The organism is Halovivax gelatinilyticus, from assembly GCF_024300625.1.
GTDB lineage: Archaea > Halobacteriota > Halobacteria > Halobacteriales > Natrialbaceae > Halovivax > Halovivax gelatinilyticus.
The window spans coordinates 2,771,216-2,791,781 of record NZ_CP101322.1; the positions used below are offsets into that span (position 1 = coordinate 2,771,216).

Annotated in this window: 12 protein-coding genes; 6 read left to right on the forward strand and 6 right to left on the reverse strand. The window is 53.0% G+C overall.

Going from position 1 to position 20,566, the window contains the following annotated elements; genetic code table 11:
- Positions 1–64 precede the first annotated feature (64 nt).
- Positions 65–3,088 (forward strand): ATP-dependent nuclease, encoded by a 3,024-nt coding sequence (locus tag NKH31_RS13225; protein ID WP_254862263.1) that lies wholly within the window; start codon positions 65–67, stop codon positions 3,086–3,088.
- Between the two features lie 240 nt (positions 3,089–3,328).
- Here NKH31_RS13225 and NKH31_RS13230 read toward each other — a convergent pair whose 3' ends face one another.
- From NKH31_RS13230 to NKH31_RS13240, 3 genes are all read right to left on the reverse strand, one after another.
- A complete protein-coding gene (locus NKH31_RS13230) occupies positions 3,329–4,432 on the reverse strand; it encodes a tyrosine-type recombinase/integrase (RefSeq protein WP_254862264.1) in 1,104 nt (367 codons plus the stop codon).
- Positions 4,429–4,638 carry a ribbon-helix-helix domain-containing protein gene (locus tag NKH31_RS13235; RefSeq protein ID WP_254862265.1) on the reverse strand — a complete coding sequence of 70 codons (210 nt, stop codon included), beginning with the start codon at positions 4,636–4,638 and terminating at the stop codon, positions 4,429–4,431. Before NKH31_RS13235 ends, NKH31_RS13230 begins: the two co-directional genes overlap by 4 nt.
- 653 nt (positions 4,639–5,291) lie before the next feature.
- A complete protein-coding gene (locus tag NKH31_RS13240) occupies positions 5,292–6,365 on the reverse strand; it encodes an HNH endonuclease (protein ID WP_254862266.1) in 1,074 nt (357 codons plus the stop codon).
- Between the two features lie 1,198 nt (positions 6,366–7,563).
- Between NKH31_RS13240 and NKH31_RS13245 the strand changes: the two genes are divergently transcribed.
- Positions 7,564–8,574 carry a hypothetical protein gene (locus tag NKH31_RS13245; RefSeq protein ID WP_254862267.1) on the forward strand — a complete coding sequence of 337 codons (1,011 nt, stop codon included), beginning with the start codon at positions 7,564–7,566 and terminating at the stop codon, positions 8,572–8,574.
- 16 nt (positions 8,575–8,590) lie between these two features.
- Here NKH31_RS13245 and NKH31_RS13250 read toward each other — a convergent pair whose 3' ends face one another.
- The gene (locus NKH31_RS13250) at positions 8,591–10,282 is read right to left on the reverse strand and encodes a hypothetical protein (protein ID WP_254862268.1); all 1,692 of its coding nucleotides are present in this window, start codon (positions 10,280–10,282) and stop codon (positions 8,591–8,593) included.
- Positions 10,283–10,390: 108 nt separating this feature from the next.
- Entirely contained in the window at positions 10,391–11,125 is a 735-nt protein-coding gene (locus tag NKH31_RS13255; protein WP_254862269.1) for a hypothetical protein, read from the reverse strand.
- Positions 11,126–11,236: 111 nt separating this feature from the next.
- Between NKH31_RS13255 and NKH31_RS13260 the strand changes: the two genes are divergently transcribed.
- Entirely contained in the window at positions 11,237–12,316 is a 1,080-nt protein-coding gene (locus NKH31_RS13260; RefSeq protein WP_254862270.1) for an endonuclease NucS domain-containing protein, read from the forward strand.
- Between the two features lie 33 nt (positions 12,317–12,349).
- On the opposite strand, the gene NKH31_RS13265 is transcribed toward NKH31_RS13260, so the two are convergent.
- Entirely contained in the window at positions 12,350–13,213 is an 864-nt protein-coding gene (locus tag NKH31_RS13265) for a restriction endonuclease (protein ID WP_254862271.1), read from the reverse strand.
- 583 nt (positions 13,214–13,796) lie between these two features.
- On the opposite strand from NKH31_RS13265, the gene NKH31_RS13270 reads away from it, so the two are divergent.
- The 3 genes from NKH31_RS13270 to NKH31_RS13280 are packed head-to-tail and all read left to right on the forward strand — an operon-like array spanning position 13,797 to position 20,556.
- Positions 13,797–17,051, forward strand: coding sequence for an ATP-binding protein (locus tag NKH31_RS13270; RefSeq protein WP_254862272.1), 3,255 nt, complete (start codon positions 13,797–13,799; stop codon positions 17,049–17,051).
- Positions 17,048–17,680, forward strand: a complete 633-nt coding sequence (locus tag NKH31_RS13275; RefSeq protein WP_254862273.1) for a DUF7680 family protein — start codon at positions 17,048–17,050, stop codon at positions 17,678–17,680. Before NKH31_RS13270 ends, NKH31_RS13275 begins: the two co-directional genes overlap by 4 nt.
- 2 nt (positions 17,681–17,682) lie before the next feature.
- Entirely contained in the window at positions 17,683–20,556 is a 2,874-nt protein-coding gene (locus NKH31_RS13280; protein ID WP_254862274.1) for a DUF1156 domain-containing protein, read from the forward strand.
- The last annotated feature ends 10 nt before the right edge of the window (positions 20,557–20,566 follow it).

Sequence of the window (20,566 nt, forward strand, 5' to 3'; positions counted from 1 at the left end):
CTAAAAGTTTGTCAATTCGCTGGATTGCAGAAATTATAACATAGGCTATTGAGAATACGCCAACATGACTGACGTTTCGTTGCCGCTGACCCGGTTCACCGCCGAAACCCACATGCAATCCCTGAAGGGATTGGTGGATAGGTACGAACATGAAGGCGAGCCAATCCACTACAAAAAAGCAGCCACTGAAGTTTCAGAAACCACCTGTTCCAGCTGCCTAAAGTACTTCAGCAAAATAGGGCTAATCGAACCTGAAAAACAAGGTGTCTACACACCGTCTCAACCGATCATTGATTATTTCACAAAAGTTCGAGAGTCACGTGAAAAAGCAGTTCAACGTATAATTTCAAAATTACGCGAAGATTCTGTTTTTAAAGAGGTCACATTCCACATTAGTGAAGAAGGTGTAGGTGTGAAGGAGTTGGCAGAAAAAACAGCTGGTGGAATAGGCATAAGCAAAGATGAGATACCGAAAATTGAGCGAGCAATTGAAATTTTTGCGGAGTTAGAAGCGCTTTCAATTGGTGAAGATGACCAGGTAACTTTACGAACGGAAGGGAAGCACGAGCCCAATTCCGATGAGTCTGAAGCAGGTGGAGCCAAAGATGGTTCTCAGCAAGAAATCCGTTTAGAGAAGCCTCGTGATCCGTCTGAGCTAGATCCTGAAGAATTAGATTTACCGCCGACAAAAGGTGATCCTGAAAGCCTTCATCAGGTGTGTACACAGTTGAAAGCTGGCGGGAAGTGGTCCGCTGAGGAAATCTCTGAAGAAACCGAATTTGCAAAACGTAAGGTGCAAGGTCAGGTACGGTACGGGGTAGAACTCGGATTTATTGACCGGTCTGATGATGGTTATTCACCGACTCAACGCGGATATGATCTCGGATTCGAAACAGGATTGAACAAAACAACGGAAGAACTGTTTCTCGAAGGTGTTCTCGAATCCGACATTTATATATCGCTTTTGTCACGCTGCCTCGACCACGCTGACGAGGAAGAAGGTTCACGGGCGATAAAATCAAGCCATTGTGAACGGGAATTACGCACGTATTTTGGATTTACTGAAGAATCTGAAGATACGCTCAAAGACGCGATTAATACGTTTCTGCAAACTATTGAAGCGGCGGGGCACGGGAATTACATCATTGGTCGTAGAGGTTTGGAGACCCGGATTGAATTCTCACAAAACGAATTGGATGGTCTACGCCGAATTATCCGGGTAGAAGTAATCGAACAACCAGCTGATAAACCAGAAACAGAGAATGGAGTCAACGAAGTAGACCGTGAAGAAAAATCAAAATCAGATGAGAAACCTGACCAAAGAAAGGGACTGTTAAAGCAACACCTATCGAACGGGAAACCAGAGGGCGGCCCTCCGCTCCGCATTTCCTCACTCAGAATTCAGAATTATAGGAATATCCAGGACTCGGAGGAAATCCGACTCAAACCCATCACTACGTTCATTGGGAAGAATGAATCGGGAAAAACATCTACGCTCGAAGCAATCAACTCGTTTTCAAAAGACGGTGAATACAGTGACCGAGACATTTGTAACGATATCGATTACGAATCTAAGGAAAATCTGCCCATTATTTCGCTCACGTTCGAAATCACAGAGGAAATTGCTAAGGAATACTACGCTGATGATGGTCTGAATGAGGATTTCCCAGTGAAATACCGTGTAACAAAATATGCTGACGGCCATGTTGAAGACGAGACGGATTTGAATATTTCACCACCGTCCCCGGATATCGTGTATTATAACGAATACGACCTAATATCAGACGTCCTGTATATTGGTGAAGGGAATGATGATGATAATGAAGACAGTACGTTCTGGAATTTACTTCAAATTGGTGATTTGACTGAGGAGAAGATTGTGGGGACCACCGGACGAGCACATGATCAAGCGATTGAGAACGCGGAAAACAAAATTGAGGATCGATTAAACGATGCGTGGTCGCAGAAAGACATCCAAGTCAAACTCAGCTACAGTGACGGGGAGAATTGCTTACGGCTATACATTCAAGATGAAATCCAGAATGAGGAGCGCGAATTAACCCATCCCTCGCAGCGCAGTGAAGGGTTTCAGTGGTTCTTTTCATTCTACGTGAATATGCTCGCTGAGACCGAGGGAGATAGTGAAGGGTATAAAATCCTGCTTTTAGATGATCCAGCTGTTCACCTTCACCCGTCCGGGAAACAAGACTGGTTGGAGACGCTGGAGGAAATTGCTCGGGAAGAACAAGTCCTGTACACCTCGCATTCACCGTATTTAATCGAGAAACAATATCCGGCCCGCATCAGGACAGTGGAAGACTCCCCAAACGGGACACAAATTAACGCCGATATTTTCGATGCTGACACTGGTACACTCGAACCATTACGGAACGCTCTCGGGATTGATTTGAGCGCGTCACCCTTCGTTTCAGAAGGACAATTACTGGTAGAAGGACCGTCGGAATACTATATCCTGTCAGCCGTTGGGACATACATGGATAGCGTGCTAGACCGTGGCTTCATCGATTGGCGGAAAATATCGCTTATGCCAGTCCGCGGCGCGGATGATGTTGTCGGAAAAGCAAGCTGGTTAGAGTCTGAAAACCTGGAATACGTTATTCTACTTGACAGCGACGAACAAGGCCGAAGCGTGCAGGAACGCATTCAAGAGCATCATAAGCATATTGAAAATGATCGAGTTCAATTGCTATCACGGCGACCACACGACGAAGATGTTGTGATAGAGGATATTTTCGATCCAGAATTCTACGTCGCAGCTGCCAACGAATTCTACACGGGACTAATGGAGGATTTTGAACCAATTTCAATCAACAGAGTCGATCCGAATAAGTGGGAGATAGGTAGGGAAGAATACGAAGGGCAGCGAATTGATAAGGTTCTGGTGAACGAGCTTAGACGTCAAGATATTGCAGAGGATCTCGAAAATGACGATGGTGAAATTGAACTGGCGAAACGACCAATCGCCGAAGTAATCTCCGAGAAAATTAATAACGGGGATGTCGAACCGGATGATTTGGATTTCTTCAATGAACTTCTAGGAAACATTAATTCTAGACTATCTCCGTGATTATATGTTCCGAATTGTTAAATAAGTCGATTCGGCCGCAGACATCGCGGTAACTGCAGACACGTTAGTCGATCACTTTTCGGAGTTTGTCGATGAGTATGCAAGGCGCTGGGAAATTGGTGTTTTCCGTGAAAACCGACGACGTTCAATATTTGATCCAAATTGCTTCAGTATTGCTGTGTCGTAGTGAGGTAGATACCTAGCAGTACTCGGACTGGACCACCCCACCGGTCTCTCAACTCAGTCTAACGTCCCAAGAAGAACCTCATGCCGCTGTTCCATCTTCTCGTTCGCAGACCGAACGTCGTAGTGCTGCTCGATGACCGCCGGTGAGACGTTACACCGATCACTCACCACCTCGATCGGGACGCCGGCCCCGAGCAGCTTGGTGATGTATCCGCGACGGATCGGGTGCGGCGTCACGCTGGCCGGGCACTTCGACGCCTGGTCGAGGTCGATTGCGGCGTCGCACTCGTCGGGATCACGGCCCTCTGGGCAGCGTTGACCGACCACACACGGCCGAGACCACTTGTAGACGTACGTCCGGATGCTGGACTTCGAGAGCCGGCCTCGGCCGGACGCGAGTAGTGGCCGTCGCCCGTGCTCGTCGGTCACGTCGGGGCGGCGGTGATCGAGGTAGTCGTCGATGACGGTACAAACGTCCTCGTCGATCGCGACCGGACGTTCGCCCTTCGGGCCGTTTTTGATCGGCGTGTCCGTCTCTGGGCGGTGGAGCACGACCAGGTGCGGGTGGTCTACGTCTGTTCGGTAGTCCTCGACATCGAGTGCGTGTGCGGCGCCCATCCGCATTCCCGTTTCGCTCAGTATGAGCCAGGTAACGTGCTCAATGGTGGCGTACTCGAACCGACCGAGGTGCTCGAGGATCTCGGTGGCCTCGGCGGTGTGGAGTACGGTGTCGTCGACGTTGCCGCCGTCGGGGATCACCGGCGATTTGACCTTCTTGAACAACCCCGGTTTGACAGCGTCGATGGTCTCACACCACTCGAAGAAGACCCGGAGCGTGTCCATCTGTGTCTTCTCGGTGGCGACGCTGAGATCCTCTCGTCGCCAGACGCGGAACTCGTGGAGGTCCCGGGCGGTGACGTCGTTGAGGTTGTCGAGCTCCCGATCGTCACACCAGTCGAGGAAGAACCCGAGTCTGGATCGGTGTGAGTTGACCGTCGACTTGCGACACTCCCGAGCTTTGTCCTCAAGGTAGAGATGGAGCGCTTCTTCGGGATGGATCGGCTCGAGCCTGGTGTCAGCCGCTTCTTGGAGGTGTCGGACCAACGTTTCGGCATCCAGGTCCTCGGCGAGTTCCGGGACATCGTTGGTCCGCGTCATCCGCACAACTCCTCCACGAACGCCGCGAACGAATCGTCCGGGTAGAACGCCTCGATTCGGTCGGGGTTCTCCTCGATGTAGTGCTCGACGGACCGAGCGACGAGCTGGGATTTGGTGAGGGCGGTCTCATTGGCCGCTCGATTGAGGCGCGATACCACGTCGGCCGGCACTCGGCCGGAAACTGCCTTTGTTTGGATCCGCTCCATAGCAGCGCCGTTTAGCTACGGGTACATAACTTGCCATTTAGAATTGGGGGTTGGTGATGGTGGTTCGGCCATTGAATTGGTGGATCAGCGCAAACCCGCAGACGGCAGAGGATAATTGGTGGAGAGAAATGGTGGATCGGGATGTTGGCCATCGAAAAGTTCGGTGTTGATACCTCTTTGGTCATCATTGAACCCGTCTCTTCGAGAGATTTTCATAGAATTTTGCGCTCGGGCGCGGCAGTGCTCTCGAATGAATCCGGTCAATATCCGAATACGGCCGAATTCGACCAATTAATTGGTGGCTTAAACCTGTTCTAGCGGCATTCGCTGCGATCTCAGTTCCCCGGTTTTGGAGACTTGGTCATTGATCCCCTACCCGGGTTCCTAGCCAGCCGGCTCTGTTGAAATCATTGAGTGATGACATGATTTGGAGTGCGTGGTGACAATACAGGCTGAGTTCAGCACGGTGTCTTCGTTTGTTTCACATCGAAAACGTCGAACCATACGCTTACTACACGTTCGAATTGACCAGCGAGTGTTCTATCAGGTTCAAGTGAGTTCCGTAGCATCGTGCTGAATAGATGGCGCGAATTCATCATCAGAGAATATTGGGCGACTAGAGGGGTTCGGTCAATCTTTGGGGGGTGTTTGAGTTACTGGTCCGGTTCGAAATCCACTCGAGTGAACCCTTTCGGTGGCCTTTCCTCGAAACTTCGGTTAACCCATTCATCCCAGAACTCTGATTGGCCTTCGTACTCAACAGAGTCCCAGTCAGCCGCAGAATATCCACGGTCAGTGGGTGCTCCGCCACCATGTGCATAGTAATGACAGTCAGCGCATAGTGTGGCTAAGTTTGCAGTCTCGTTTTTCCCACCCTGACTTCGAGGGATGATGTGATGAACTTGGAGTTCATCCTCACTGCCACAGCTGACACAGGTGTTATCGTCCCGTTCAAGCACTTCGTCTCGGCGTTTGCTCTTTGTTTCTCGATTTGCCACACCCTTTCCCGGGATATACTTGAACTTGTTAGCGTAACTGATAGAACTATCCGTAGCCTCAGTCACGAGCTTGGTGTTGGCTCGTAAGTACGGAAAAGCGCTTTTCAACTCAATGATTTCACCCTTTTTATACTGGAATTTCCTGTCTTTATCGGCTAAGTGAGTCTGGTAGATATCGATGAGCTCCTTGTCAATTTTCCTGAGTTCCTGCACCAACCCGATCCAGTCAGGATCTACCCGTCGCATTTCGTATTTCACCCTCTCTTCCTTCTGCTTCAGTTCCTCTTGTAGTGCCGCCATTTCCGTTGTCCAATTGATCCCGCGGATATCCCCATCGTCACGGAGCTCCGTTGTACTATCAGTCGGCGCGGCAGCCCGCCACACGGATTCGAGGTGAATGGACTGGATCCCGTTAGAACTGTACTCACTTCGGAATTCCTTCCAATCTGATTCATGGACCAAATATACCCCATCGGTTCTTCTGGTGCACCACCGCTTGAGATGTTGCACCCACTCCTTCTCACGGTCTTCCAGCTCAGGGGAGATCCGCTCTCGCCGACTGATCAACTCAAGATAGTTGTTAGGACCATTTCGGCCGAGCGTCTCTTTGAGTACCTCCACGTCACCGATATTCCGTTCCCACGAAAATGCAGTAGACCATGGAACCTTAAATTCCTGAGCGATGGCTTTGGTGGACTCGCTCAAATAATGTTCACTATCCAACTCCATCAAACGATCCTCCATCGTCTGAACAATCACCTTTACCGGATATGAAACTACGGCTATTTGGATTATCCTGTTGAACTCATCTTCTATATTCAGCAGGTACTTTTTGATATATGATAGTTCGATAGCTGCTTCGGTAACTACTTGACCTTTACTGAGCGATCAAGGCCTTCACAAATCGAGCCCCCAATCTCGTGCGGCATTCGCGCCCTCTATTCAGCGCGCCATTTGTATCAGCCGCTGAGATTTCAAAAGAGCCAGCCAGACCGTTTCGAGTTCTCAGAGGGGTCATCTCTATGCCGAAACCACGGATCAGCTACAATGGCCAGAGGTCAATCGGCTTATCGAGAAAACCGACTCGGTGGACCGGCCCTATCAGCTCAGTATCGAGACGTCGCTTCGATCGAGAACAGGAATTCTCGTCGGTTGAAACGGCCATTCTACTGGCATGGTCCGACGGTTGCTGAAAGCGCTTGAGTCGAATGCTAAAGGTCGGGTGATTCCGTCGGTCGAAAAGGTCGGTCTGACGAGGAGTTGAGAGTATAGTTCGATCATCGACCCGACGACATCCACCGAGTTACTGGCCGAGGGTCTGGTGGCTCCCGAAGCCGAGAAAACCGACACTCCCGTCGGTCGAAACGGCAGAATTCATTTTTCGAGAGAGAATCGATGGCAATCGCCTCGAGTCGTCCGACAATCCGGCTCACCCTGTCGGGCAAGTGAATACGATATTGATAGCTCGAGAGACCTAGGGAGTGCGCGACCCGGTCCTCGGACCCGGTCATCCCGGACTGGGTGATGAGACGAATACCGGCATTTTCGTCGGTCGAAATAACGAAATTCAACGCTTGGGGTAACTCCGGTATCTGACCCATAGTGTCGGTCCCGATAGTCGGGTGAAAAGGTCGGTCAGAGGAGGCCCCACTGGCAGATCTAGCATTGCAGCAGTATTCTGGTCCCACGATCTACGTGCCATCGTCCGTCGCGGTAGACCTCTGAGTCGGCAATCCGGACATCTTCACCGGTCGAAATGCCTAAAATTCCGGTATTCGGGTACGACGGAAGGGCCGGGAGATTCCACGGCAGATAATCACCGACCGTCGGGTCCAGGCGTCGGTCTATAGTCCGGTCAAACGACCGGTCCGGTACCGGTCCTCTGGTATGCCAAAAACCTTGAATCTGGGACGTTAAACGGTGTTACATGGCAAATCCATTATTCTCGACGTATGCCCAGGGCGAGAACCGCGTCACGTCCACGCTAATGGCCGTACTCGAGAACATCAACAACCAGTTGACCGAGGACTTGCTCGAAGCAGTCCTCGACGAGTCCGACCTCGCACTGGTCACTTTCGATAACCAGCTCGTCGGTGATGGGTCCGTCCCGGATGCCGGAATCCGAAGCTCGGCATCGTTGTTGTTCGAGACGAAGACGCGCCCGAACGAAGTCGACGTGGGCCAGCTGCGTGAGCACCTTTCGTATCTGGACGATGAGGATGCGGATACCGAACGGCTTGTCGTACTAACTCCCGACCACGAGGAGCCGCCAGCGCTAGGCGACATAGACGATCGAGTGGTTTGGGCGAATTTCGACAATGTGGTAAATGCGGTCGAGTCGATTCTAGCCCGTGATCCGGGCAGCACCGAGCAATCGTTCGCCGTCCCGACCGAACGGGAGGCGTTCCTGCTCCGGGAACTCGTCCGGTTCCTCTACGAAGACGCAGGTGGACAGCTGGTGAGTGGAGAGGAGGATCGGGTGCTGGTGGTCGGTGCAAGGAAAGCGTGGCCGGAGTTCGAAGCCCACGGACTCTATTTCTGCCAGCCGAACCGGTCGTTCAAGCCGTCCCGATACCTCGCGTTCTACACCGACGGGGAGATCAAACCGATCGTACCAAAGATCACTGATTCGATCGAGACCGTCGAATTGACCCGGGAGGGCGTGGAAAACGCGACGTCGGTCACTGAGGTGCAACGTGAGGCTCTGCGAAATGCGGTGGACGGACTTGAGGCAGCAGATGCAGACCGGTACGGAAGCGATCAAAAGGTCATATTCTTGGATGAGGACTCGGAAATCAAACTCGACGGACCAGTTTCGAACGACAAGACTGCTGAAGGGTCCGATCGGACCGTTGCGTTTGTCCAGGGCCATCGGTACGTGTCGGCTTCGGCGTTACGAGAGAGTCCCTTGACGACATCCGCGCTGGAAGACAGCTGAGTAAGGGCAAAGAAGGTCAGTAGAGGATGCCGACTAGGATGCAGCGCTCCTGATTCTCTCCGATAGGTAAATTCACCAGTTCAAAGTCTGTGTAGTTCATGTCACGTTCCTCCAGCCGATCCAACACGTGCTTCTGGATGCTCGATACGCGGTCGTCGCCCCATCGCCCTTTGCGAAGACCGTCGACACGCCGGCTCCCTTCGTCGATTCCCCAGAGGAAGACCTTCTCGTCGTGGTTCCGACTCTCCTTTTCGATGTTGTCGACGATGCTCGTTGCGGTGTCCTCTTTCCCGAGGTCGTCTTTGTCCTTGTACTCGATCAGGCCGTCACCCTCCTGTTCCTTGGTCGTAACCACGTCATGTTGCCGGGTAGCGCCGTGGTTCAAGTTGATCAGTTGATTGAGGCCATTCTTGTACCCGATGCTGACGCATTCGGAATCGGCGAGGGCGTGAAGGAAGACGAACCCGAGACAACGACGGAGCGTTTGTCCCGTTGCGTTATCGAGATGGTCGTGGATCGTGTTGAGCAACTGCGCTCTCTCGGGGGCGATTTCCTCTATGTCGATGTTGAGGAGCGAGAGCCCATTGAGGACGTATTCGTTCGAGGCGAAGGGCTCTGATGGATGATACAGTGAGAAATCCGTGGTATCAATTAAGTCATGAAAGATGTCTTCGGCGAAGTTGGCGCCGAGCCTGATCGTATTGTTCGCGTACATCACGTGGATGTGGTCCGGGAGTTCGCCTTTGGGGCGGATGTCCCGCTGACCCTCATCGTCCTCGATGATGACTTCGGTCTTCCGGTCGACAATGTCGATGCCGTCACCGTAGATGGAGGCGACCTCTTCGCCGGGGAGACGTCTGAGGTCGTTGTACCGGCGCCCCTGTCCGTCGAGCTCGTAGCTGTATTCCTTGAACTCGCTCATGAAAGATTGGGGTACCTCGTAGGTGCTGCGACCCCATCGGATCTCCTTGATGTTGTGCGACCGGCCGTTTGAGAGGTCGAGTTTTCCGTTCTGGAACCGGAGCGACTCTTGTTGAAGCCACCGCTCCTCCATCTGATCGTTCCCGAACTCGAATTTGCACTCAACGCCGCTCTTGCCCTCGTAGTGGCAAATAATCTGGACGCTCTTCCGCCGGTAGTTGAACCGCTTCTGGCTGACGCCGAGGAAGTTGCGGAAAGAGCCCGAGTCTGTGTCGGTGAAGTGAGAAAACTTAATCTCAGGTCCCAAGTCCTCGAAGTAGGCGGCACTGAGGATGTTGTCGACGTCAAGGAAGCGACGCACTAGCTCCACGTCGCCGCTCTCCTCCTGTATCGACATCCCCCGCTCTGTCTTCACGTGGGCGAGCAGGAAATCCGAGCAGTAGCAAACCAGCATCGCGTACTTGTCCTTCGTCCGCTGTTTGGACTGCAAGGAGTCACAGAAGTTGGCGAGGAACAACTTGACATTAGTGTTGGTATTCGGGCCGTTTTCTATTATGTCGGAAGCGGAGTCGTAGGCGACCTCCCCCATATTCGCCTCGTCGAGGCTGGTCGGGTACTTCAGCTTCTTGTCCTTGATGTATTCCAGTAGATCCTCGACCTCGGCAGTTTGGGGAACTGTCGTTTCGTCCGGCTTTGGGATGCCGCGTGCATCGATCTTGATCGGACGAAAATACACCCGGGCAACCTCGGGGGCGGCTTCCTCGCCGAACGTCTGCTGTTTCGACATAGGACGGCGACCTCGTTCACCATGCACTTCTTACTGAAACATCATTACTGTTGTGTGACCACTCATTCGAGTCCGACTATATCAATCAGTGAGGGTGTCCCAATATGGTCAGGCGTGGAGGAGCGCCCACTGGAAGACTTCCAACACCAACAAGTAGAGGACGAAGAGAACGCTCAACGCGGTGAACGCTGGTATGGCTACCTCCTTGGCGTGTTGCCATGAATACATTTTATATGCCGGCTTTTTCGTCTCAGCGTTGACCTCCTCAGGCAGTTTTGAGACGACTCCATCCAAATGCTTGCCGCCGACGATTGCGACCACCCGGTCGGCGCCCTCCGCCGCCTCAACGATCTTGTTTGCCATTATCTGGTCCCTATTAACCTCGTCGTCCGATCGCTCCATGTCGTGAACTCTAAGGACAAAGACCGGGAGAATCGCCGCAGCGAGCAAGAGGACAGCACCGCCTAGTGTATCCCCTGTGAAGAGTCCCCAAAACACGCTCACTGTGAAGATGCCATAGAATAGGACTGCTGCCACGACCTCCACCAGCGGATTCGCGTTCTTGACCAGTTCAGCATCAGACTCTCGCGTTGCGTAGACCTCGGCCTCCTGAGCGTCAGCGAGATCCACGAGTATGCGGTGGTCCGAGTAGAGAGTCTCGAACAGAATGAGGCCGACGATGAACATGGCGGTGGCGTACCAACTCCGCAGAAGCCCGTACTCTGCGTCTTCTCGTTCTCCCTCGAGGACGAGTGCATCGATTCCCTCAACCAGCAACTCGCGTTCCTCAGCAAGGTCACTCTCGCTAGTGTGAATTTCCCCTTTAATGACTACTTCTGTCACAATTGCCAAAGAGCAGGTTGAGGCTATTAGTTTTTCTCGAAGCGATAAGAAAACCGGCGATGCCCATCGCAACTGCGCTATATTCATAAGAACCTGATAGAGAATTACCGTATGCCAATTGAGTTCGGACTCTGGCGGATCGATGGCGATGAAAGACGACTCTCCTCGACGAAACTTGATCAGGAGTCGAGGCTAGAGGACCTCATCGAGAAGGACCCAAACCTTCTCGGCCGAGATCTGCTGATAATCGGTCGGCAGGTCAGAACCGCCAGTGGAAACTTCATCGATCTGTTGGGGATCGACGCCGACGGCGACCTCCACGTGATCGAGCTCAAGCGCGATCGAACGCCCCGAGACGTCGTCGCACAGGCGCTCGATTACGCATCGTGGGTTCGGGGACAGACGTACAACGACATCAAGGAGATTCACGACAGCTACGCCGACGGAGAGGCCTTCGAATCCGCATTTGGAGAACGGTTCAACTCGGCCCGTCCGGAGGACGAATCGGGTGTCCCCGAGGACGTCAATCAGAGGCACACGGTGACGATCGTCTCCTCAGAACTCGACGCTGCGACCGAGCGTATCATCCAGTACCTCTCGGAGGAGTACAGCGTGCCCATCAATGCGGTCCGGTTCAACTACTACGAGGACAACAATCGAGAGTACATCGGACGGACGTGGCTCATCGATCCCAAAGAGACCTCCGAGCAACCAGGGAAGAAAGAATCATGGAACGGACGTGATTACTACGTTTCGTTTGGCGAGTCACCTCAACGATCCTGGGAAGATGCGAGAAAATACGGTTTCATTTCGGGAGGACAAGGTGAATGGTATAGTCGAACCCTCGGTCAACTCTCGCCCGGAGACCGCGTTTTCGTTCACGCTCCCTCAGAAGGGTACGTCGGCGTTGGAGAGGTCACCCGGGAGAAGACGCCGGTCAAGGAGTTCACCGTGGACGAGGATGGGGAGCGGAGCATTCTCAAGGAGGATCTCGATGCTGACCGGATTGACGAAAACATGGAGGATCCCGAACAACGCGAGTATCTCGTGGGTGTCGACTGGACCGACACCCGACCAATATCCGAGGCGTATTGGGAGACTGGAATGTACGCAAACCAAAATACGGTAACTAAGCTCCGGAATCAGTTCACGCTCAATCGGCTATACGACGTATTCGACGTTTCCGAGTAGTCGTCCAAAACCGGATGACAGAGGGTTCAGAAACTAGTCAGTATCGACAAGTAAGATATCACGTTTCACGTCGCCAAGTGATCGATGCGCTCTCTCGTCATCCAGCGGATCGACAAGCTTGATTTCGAACTGATCAGCAATATCGATCAGGTAGCTGGAGGATACAGCTCTGGATGGGTTTTCCTGTGATACTCCTTCCAGCAGCGTGTAGCGCGTGTCGTCGATCTTCACCTGCTCGTCATTGAACTCCGTGCATATCTTCCCGGTCTTTGAAGCAGATTCCGTCGCCGCATTGAGGTGTTCTCGGACCGTTTCACCGACCGGATAGCCGTTGGCATCCAGAATCTCGGTATCCCATGGTTCGGTGCCGTGATGAACGTCACGAAGCCTGGTCCAGTTTCCGTGAGGGTCTTGACCTGCAGGACAAACACGAACGACGTGCCGGTACTTCGGATACTTGATAGTGAGATCTAATTCCGTGGAAATCGGCTGCGGTTCCACCTCCTCGTCGTCAACCTCGTCGATCTGGAAGATCCGGATATCGCATCCTTTCGCGATCTCCCGTGCGCCTTTATGGAATCCACTTTTCGACACCACGACTGCCTGGTCTGCATCCGAGTACTGGAGATAGAAGGCCATGCTCGCGAGGATGTCCTGATCGATCGGGTCCTTGTGCAGTTTGCACTCGACCAGGGTTGTGATCTCGTCTTCAGCACCCTCGCTTTCGACGAGAACATCGATCTGCTTCTCGCCGAACGCGTAGGAATATTGCTCGTCGTGGGCTACGTTGTGAATGCCTGGTTCGTGTTTGAGCTGGCCGGCGATGATCGCGGACACCATCCGCTCGTACTCCTCGGCCTCGACATCCTCCCAGTCATCGACGTCAAACTCAGCCATGACTTCGGTCGTTAGCAATAATCAGTACGTGGGTGGACATAAATGGTGAGAAATACGGGAACAGGCCGGCTACCATTCGTGTTCGGTTAATCTTACTTCCCACTTCAATCCTGGCTATCCGAGATGGTGAAACGATCGAGAGACTGCGCGATCTTTTCACTCCAAGTCGAGCAAGGAATCGACGAGTAATAATGTGGGATAATAGACAAAAAACCTGGCCAGAACGTACCAATCGTACGACTCTCTATCCTCTCATATCCAAATACTGCCTTCGAATACGTGTATATCGTGGCTCACTCTTTCGATTACCTCCCGAAAATACACCTACGGGAGTAGGACTAAGCAAAGATTATACTATTCGGGCTTAGTGATGGGTACATCTGATGCCTCGAAAGCAAATTGCGAATACTATGTGGCGCCTTACTCGGGGTACCCTCACTGGATTCGGTTTCACTGTTTTTGACATCCATGGGTCCCGGGAAGTGAAAGCTTCCAAATCCCAAAGTGCCACTCAAACGATCATCGGCAATAATGATTATAAGGAGTTGGTGATCGTATCAAAACACGACCACGGGGGCGGAATATGAGTTCCAAAGAGTATCCAAGCCTATTCAAAGCGTGCACACCTCGAGAGGATGTCCTAGAAGGAACGCTCCAAGAAGACCAGTTCGCGGCAAGCCTGGCAACTGTCGCGCACTCTCCGGACGATGCCGCACCGGTCTACCGCGATCCCGGGAAGTTCTTCGAGATGACGTACCCGACGGATGGGCTCAGGACGTTACTCAGTAACCTCACGGGACGCTTCCTCGCTGGTGAGGAGTATGGAGACCGGTACTCCAGTAGCATTCTGTGTCTCGACACTCGGTTCGGTGGCGGGAAAACACACGATCTCATCGCGTCGTATCACCTCGCAACGGATCCAACGAGTGTCGAGAACCTCGAGAGACATCTCAAAGACGATGACGAGGAACTCGCTACAACGTATCGGGATGCTGTCGAAGATGGGCTTTCCGTCGACACAGCAGTTTTCATTGGTGGAAAAGTCGACGCCCTTAACGCACGTAGCGGACGGTTGGATCCGAATGCACCGAACACCCGAACAATGTGGGGTGAAATTGCGTACCAACTTTACGGTCTCAACGGATACGAATACCTCAAAGAGCACGACCAGGGTCGGAACGCGCCAGGTGGAAACACGCTCAGAGGACTCTTCGAAATTGGCGACGGACCGGCACTGATACTCATCGACGAGATCGCCGCCTATCTCGAGGCGGCGCACGCTATCGAAGTTGGCAACACGACACTCGCGAGCCAGACGCTGACGTTCATGCTCGGCCTATTAGAAACTGCCTCAGAGGTCGACGATGTCACTGTCGTATACAGCATCGCGGACACTGCATTTGAAGAGGAAGCCGAAGAGATTCGATCGCTTGCCGACGATCTCAACCAGATCGGCCGTCGCCAGCACAAGACCGTTACTCCGACATCCGAAAACGAGGTCGGAAAGGTACTCCAGCATCGGCTCTTCGAAGACATCGACCGAGAAGAAGCCGGAGCGGTGACAGAATCGTACTTCCAGTTCTACACGGATAGTGACCGACAATTCCCCCAGGAAGCCACCGACGCGAGCTTCGTCGATCGCCTCGAACGAGAGTATCCGTTCCACCCGACGATCATCGATACGCTCACTGAGAAGATCGACACAATCCCCAAGTTCCAGCGAACGCGAGGGGCATTGAAGCTCCTCGCTCGATCGGTCTACTACCTCTGGAATCATCAGCCCGAACACTACGATCGCCACTGGATTCGGTTGTACGATCTCACCCCCGCGGACAATGCGCCCGACGGGAGTATCGACTCGACACTTCACGAGACGCTGTTCGAGTTCGTCGACCTGAGTGCAGCGGTCTCCGCAGACATCTACAACGACGAGGAGACTGCACACGCCCAGCTCGAGGATCGAAAGTGGACGGAGAAGGGCATTCCCCGTCTCGGCAGTCATCTCACGACCACCGTCCTCTGGCACAGTCTCGCCTACGGTGAGCAAGCAACCGGGCTCACGCGAGCGGAGATGAACGCAGCACTCGGTCATCCAGACATCCGCTTCGACAATTACGACTCCGCACTAGAGGCGTTAGCGGGCGGCGATATGACCGTGGCGTGTTACTACCTATACGACGAGGAACGGGTGCGTTTCAAGTCCGATCCGAACCTGATCCGGATCATCGATCAGCGTGTCGATAACACGCCCGATGCACACGCCCGAGCGCGGTTCAAGTCTCGACTAGAGAACGAGGTCGGTTCTGGAGGCTTCGAAACGGTGGAGTTTCCGGAAGCATCGGCCGATCTGGAAGACAAAGTGTCGATGCCACAGCTTGCGATCATGCACATGGATACGGCGCCGGTCGGGGACGGCGGCTCTGAGGTGCCGGACAAGATCCAGACACTATACGAAAAGTCCGCCTCGAAACACGGTGGACAGGTCCAGAGCCGCGTCTACAAGAACTACGTCCTCTTCCTCGCACCCGACGAAGAACGAGTCCGGAGTGGGATCGACGAAGCCAGACAGCTCGAGGCGATCGAGGCGTTGCTCGATGATTCCCAGCAGACTGCGGACCTATCGACCGAACAGATCGAGGAACTCAGGGAGCGCAGAGACCGGACGCACGGGCTTCTCGGCGAACTTGTGCGAGGGGTCTACCGGCATCTCTTCTACGTCGATCGGGACGGGCTCACCCACATCACGATCAACGCAACCGAGGCCAACGGCGGGACGACGCTCGTTAACGCGGTCGAGGAGACGCTCGAGGACCGGTTGATCCGCGCCGACGCGAGCGCGAAGGGGACGGCGTTTTTCAAACAGAAGCTTTGGCAGCAGACCCAGGACAACATGACGACCCAGCAGCTCGTCACCCAGTTCGCGAAGAAACCCGGCCTGCCCTATCTCTTAAATACGAAGCCGCTGCGAAAGACGGTAGAACGCATGGTCGACGATTCGGGATACGTCTACTGGGACGGAGATAGCGGGACGGTCTACTGGGATGGGGACGAAGACGACAATCCGGCGAACTGGAACGAGCCGGGGCCACTCTCCGAGTCACCCGACGTCCGGACGTCGATCCAGAACTCGGACGTCGCGATCGGTGACGAGTACGTCGTCTATACGGACATCGAAGCGTTCCTCGACGTTCACGGTGAGACGATCGAACGGCCGGAAGTGCCCGACTCAGAGGGGGAAGAAGTATCCGACGAGGACACGGGTTCCGTTGGGACGACTATCGGCGGAACGTCGGCAGACGGAGATACCGACCAAATAGAGATCGGAACGAGCGTGGATACGGCAGCACCGTCCGAGTGGGATCACGCGACGAGCCTGATGGCCGCCTCGAGAGCATTCAAAGAGGTCCGGGCGGAAGCCCTGTCCAGTGAAGGATCCGACAGAGGTCCCGGACTGTCGCGAGTGACGCTCGAGGTCGGAGGTGAGGACCAGCTCTCGAAAGGCTCGTTCATCGCCCAGCAGGGCCCGTTCAAGGAACGAGCCGAGGACGTCTCGGTCAGGATGCGCTACGAAACGGCATCCCCGTCGGACGCGACCTACGAAGCGACGTTCCAGGGCGGCATCGACGAGTTCTCCCGAGTCACGAATCAGCCGGACCCCTTCGGTGACACGGTGCGAGTTGACCTGAAGTTCAGAGTCGATATGACCGAACCTGAGCCGATCACGGACGAGGAGGAAGATTTACTCGCGGAACTCGAAGCCGCGCTTGGACAGACCAACATCGACGTGAAGTTACAGGCTCAAGGGCCGACCGAGATGACCCACGAGGTCGAGCAATGACGTCACAGTCGTCACTGGAGTCGGCACTAACCCCATCAAAGGGCCAGCTCGGAGCTGGAAGACTCGGCAGTAGCGTCTACGGTGGGCGTCCAAATTTCGTACTTGTTCGGCGTGACGATGCTGAGGGGGCTACGCATACGCTGTATGAGCTATTGCCCGCGGAGCAGGCGACGGCCCGAAGCGATCGACTCGAACGAACGGTTCAGAATCGTCAACTTGTGATCGAACCCTTCGAGGATGTCCTGGTCGAGTCGGACTCCCCCGAGGTCGATCGCTGGGATTGGGAAGACTGGACGGCGGTGAAGATTAGACGACTATCCGGCAGTCGATTGCGGTCGATCCTGCCGCTGATTCACGAGACACTGGACGCTGCAGGAGTCAACGACTCGAGTGTGGTGGGCTCCGGACAGGGTGAGGCATTTCTCCCAGAGTCCGCCGGGATCCGGCTCGCGCTGGGCTTTCTCGGCGTGAAGCCGATCCAGCGAGTCGATCGGATGCGGTCGTTCTGTCGGGGGATCGCACGGATGAGCGACGAGGAGTGTTACTACTGGCACGCAAAGTGTCGGTCCCCCTCAAGTCCGAATGGGGAGAAGGCACTTCGAGTTCTGTTAACTGACCATATCAATTAACCATGACTGAACAACCTTGCTTTTCGAAAGAACTGGAGTCGCTTGCGATCGAGGGGAATATTCCACTAAAAGCAGTTGGTGTTGAGAATCTTAAAGAAGCAAATCCTAGTTCTATGCCGCCCCATCGTTATCTTCACCCCTGGTTTGCCCGGCGACCTACACCTGCCTCACGGCTTGCGATTCTAACTTCCATATTACCTGCCTCCACCACTTCAGATGAACTTCTACAGCTAATGCAAATAGGGCCGAATGAAGATATTGATGGAAGTATTGAAGAATATGTCACAGAGAAGAAGTTGACTGAAGATGAACGTAGTGGAAATCTCAGAGATCATTATGGATATCCTCGTCTACATGTCCAAACACCGACAGAAAAGGAGATAGAATCATTCCATCAGATACTTCGAGAGACGTGGGATGGAGAATTGCCGACTGTAATGGATCCGACAGCAGGGGGTGGCGTCATTCCATTCGAATCATTGCGTTACGAGTTGCCAACTAAAGCAAATGAACTCAATCCTGTCCCAACCGTAATCCTGCGAATAATGTTGGAATATGCGCCTAATGTTGGTTCGTTAGATCAGGAAATTCGAAAATGGGCTGAAAGGATCGATGAAAAGGCTCAGGAACAATTATCAGAATATTTCCCCAATAACGACTCTGAGAATAAAATTGACTGTTACGTTTGTACGCATACGATAGAATGTCCTACCTGTGGTACTAAGATTCCTCTTGTGTCAAAATGGTCACTCCGCACAAGGTGGGATGCTAATGACGTGTTCATCCGACCTGAAGTAAATGACGATGGTTCTGTCAGCTATCATCACGTCAAGGAAGATGGTAATGAAGACAGTAGCGACTTTGACCATGGAAACGGTCCCGTTTCACGTGGAGGAGACGCTGAATGTCTTGACTGTGGTGTCGTAACAGAATCTGAGGAGGTCAGGAATAAGTTCAAAAATGGTGAATTTGAGTTCGAAACGTATGCGGTTAGATACCTAACGAGTTCTGGTGATCATGGTTTCCGTGCGCCACAGAAGGAGGATATCGAGGCTTTAGAAAAAATAAATGGTCGAACGGAATCCGACTACGAGTTGGCTACCTTCCTTACAACACCTATTCCTGATGGAGCAAAAACGACAGAGCCAAAGAAACATGGACTAACGCATTGGAGAGATGCATTCAGCCCTCGTCAATTAGTTTCGTTTTTTGAATATCTGGAATCATATAACCATTTTAAGGGTGATATTCGGGATGAATATGATAACGAAACTGCAGATGCAATATTGGCGATACTATCTCTTGTAGCGGGCAAAGTAATCGATCGAAATTCTCGATTTGCTCCTTGGGATACTACAAAAGGTGTCCCATCAAATGCCCTCGGTGGTAAGCATCTAACTCTCCAGAAGTCTTTCCCAGTCGTGAACATGTCGACCCAGGGTATTGGAAGCTATCTATCCTCAATGAACCGAATTATCGAATCGTATGAGGAACTTGTGAATTACTTGCCGGCTGGAAGTGACCCCGCTGAAGTCGTTTGTGGAGATGCTGCAGACCTACCGTTTGACGACGACAGTATACAGGCCGCAATTATGGATCCGCCGTACTATAGCAGTGTAATGTATGCCGAACTTTCAGATATATTTTATGTTCTATTAAAAGAACACCTTGAAGATGTTTTTCCGTTGAATTTTGATACTGACTTGACTAATAAGGATGAAGAAGCTGTGGCGAATCCTAGTCGCTTTGAAGCCATAGCTAGTGCCAACTCATCAAATAGAGAACTCGCAAGCGAGCATTACGAAAAGAAAATGAGCGACATCTTTTCTGAAGTCTACCGTGTGCTTGAACCCGGTGGTGTGATGACTGTCATGTTCACTCATAAAGAGACTGATGCGTGGGATACTTTAACTATGTCGCTGATAAATTCAGGCTTTACAATCACTTCCACACATCCAATTACGAGTGAAATGCCAGCTCGGATCGACACACAGGGAAGCGGGTCTGCTGATAGTACATTGTTCTTAGTCGGGAGAAAACCGGTTTCAGAGTTGACTACCGATAATACTCCATCACTATGGACCGACGTGAAATCAGATACACGTAACGTCGCTAAGAGAGCAGCTCGAGACCTCATCGACTCCACTCTGAATCTCACAAAAACGGATGTTATAATTAGTGCGTTTGGACCCACGTTACGGACATTTGCTGAGTCATATCCCGTCGTCGACGACGAAGACAACGAAGTGCAACCGCGACGTGCTCTCGAGGAAGCCCGCGAGGCCGTCACGCAAGTCCTTGTCGACGAATACCTTGCGGCAGAGGGAATCAACGAACTCGACGACGTGACCGAGTGGTACATCCTCTGCTGGCTCGTTCACGAGGCCGAGACGTTCTCCTACGATGAGGGCCACCAACTTGGGCTCGGGATCGGCGTCGACATCGACGAGATCAAGCGCTCCACGAAGACCTGGCGTAAGAGCCGTGGGGACATCTCCCTTCGCGGCCACGACGATCGCGTTCAGAACATAAACGAGAAGCCAGAGAACCGCTCGAGTCGTATCCCTGTGAACCCTGACGATCTCTCCTTCAGCCTCGCGCTGGACAAAGTCCACGCCGCGATGCACGTCTACGATGTCCAGGGCGAGAGCGCCTGCTGTGACTGGCTCCGAGAACGGAATTTCGACACCGACTCAACGTTCAAAGCGACACTCAAAGCACTCCTCCAGGTGCTCCCCCACGATCACGATGACTGGGAGTTGGCGCGTGATCTTGCTGTCGGACGAACGCGGGACATGCTCAATCTCCAGTTCAGTCCGAATGTCTTCGCTGACGAGAACAACGAGACGAAGCAGTCGAAGTTGGGTGACCACTGAGCGCTGCGAT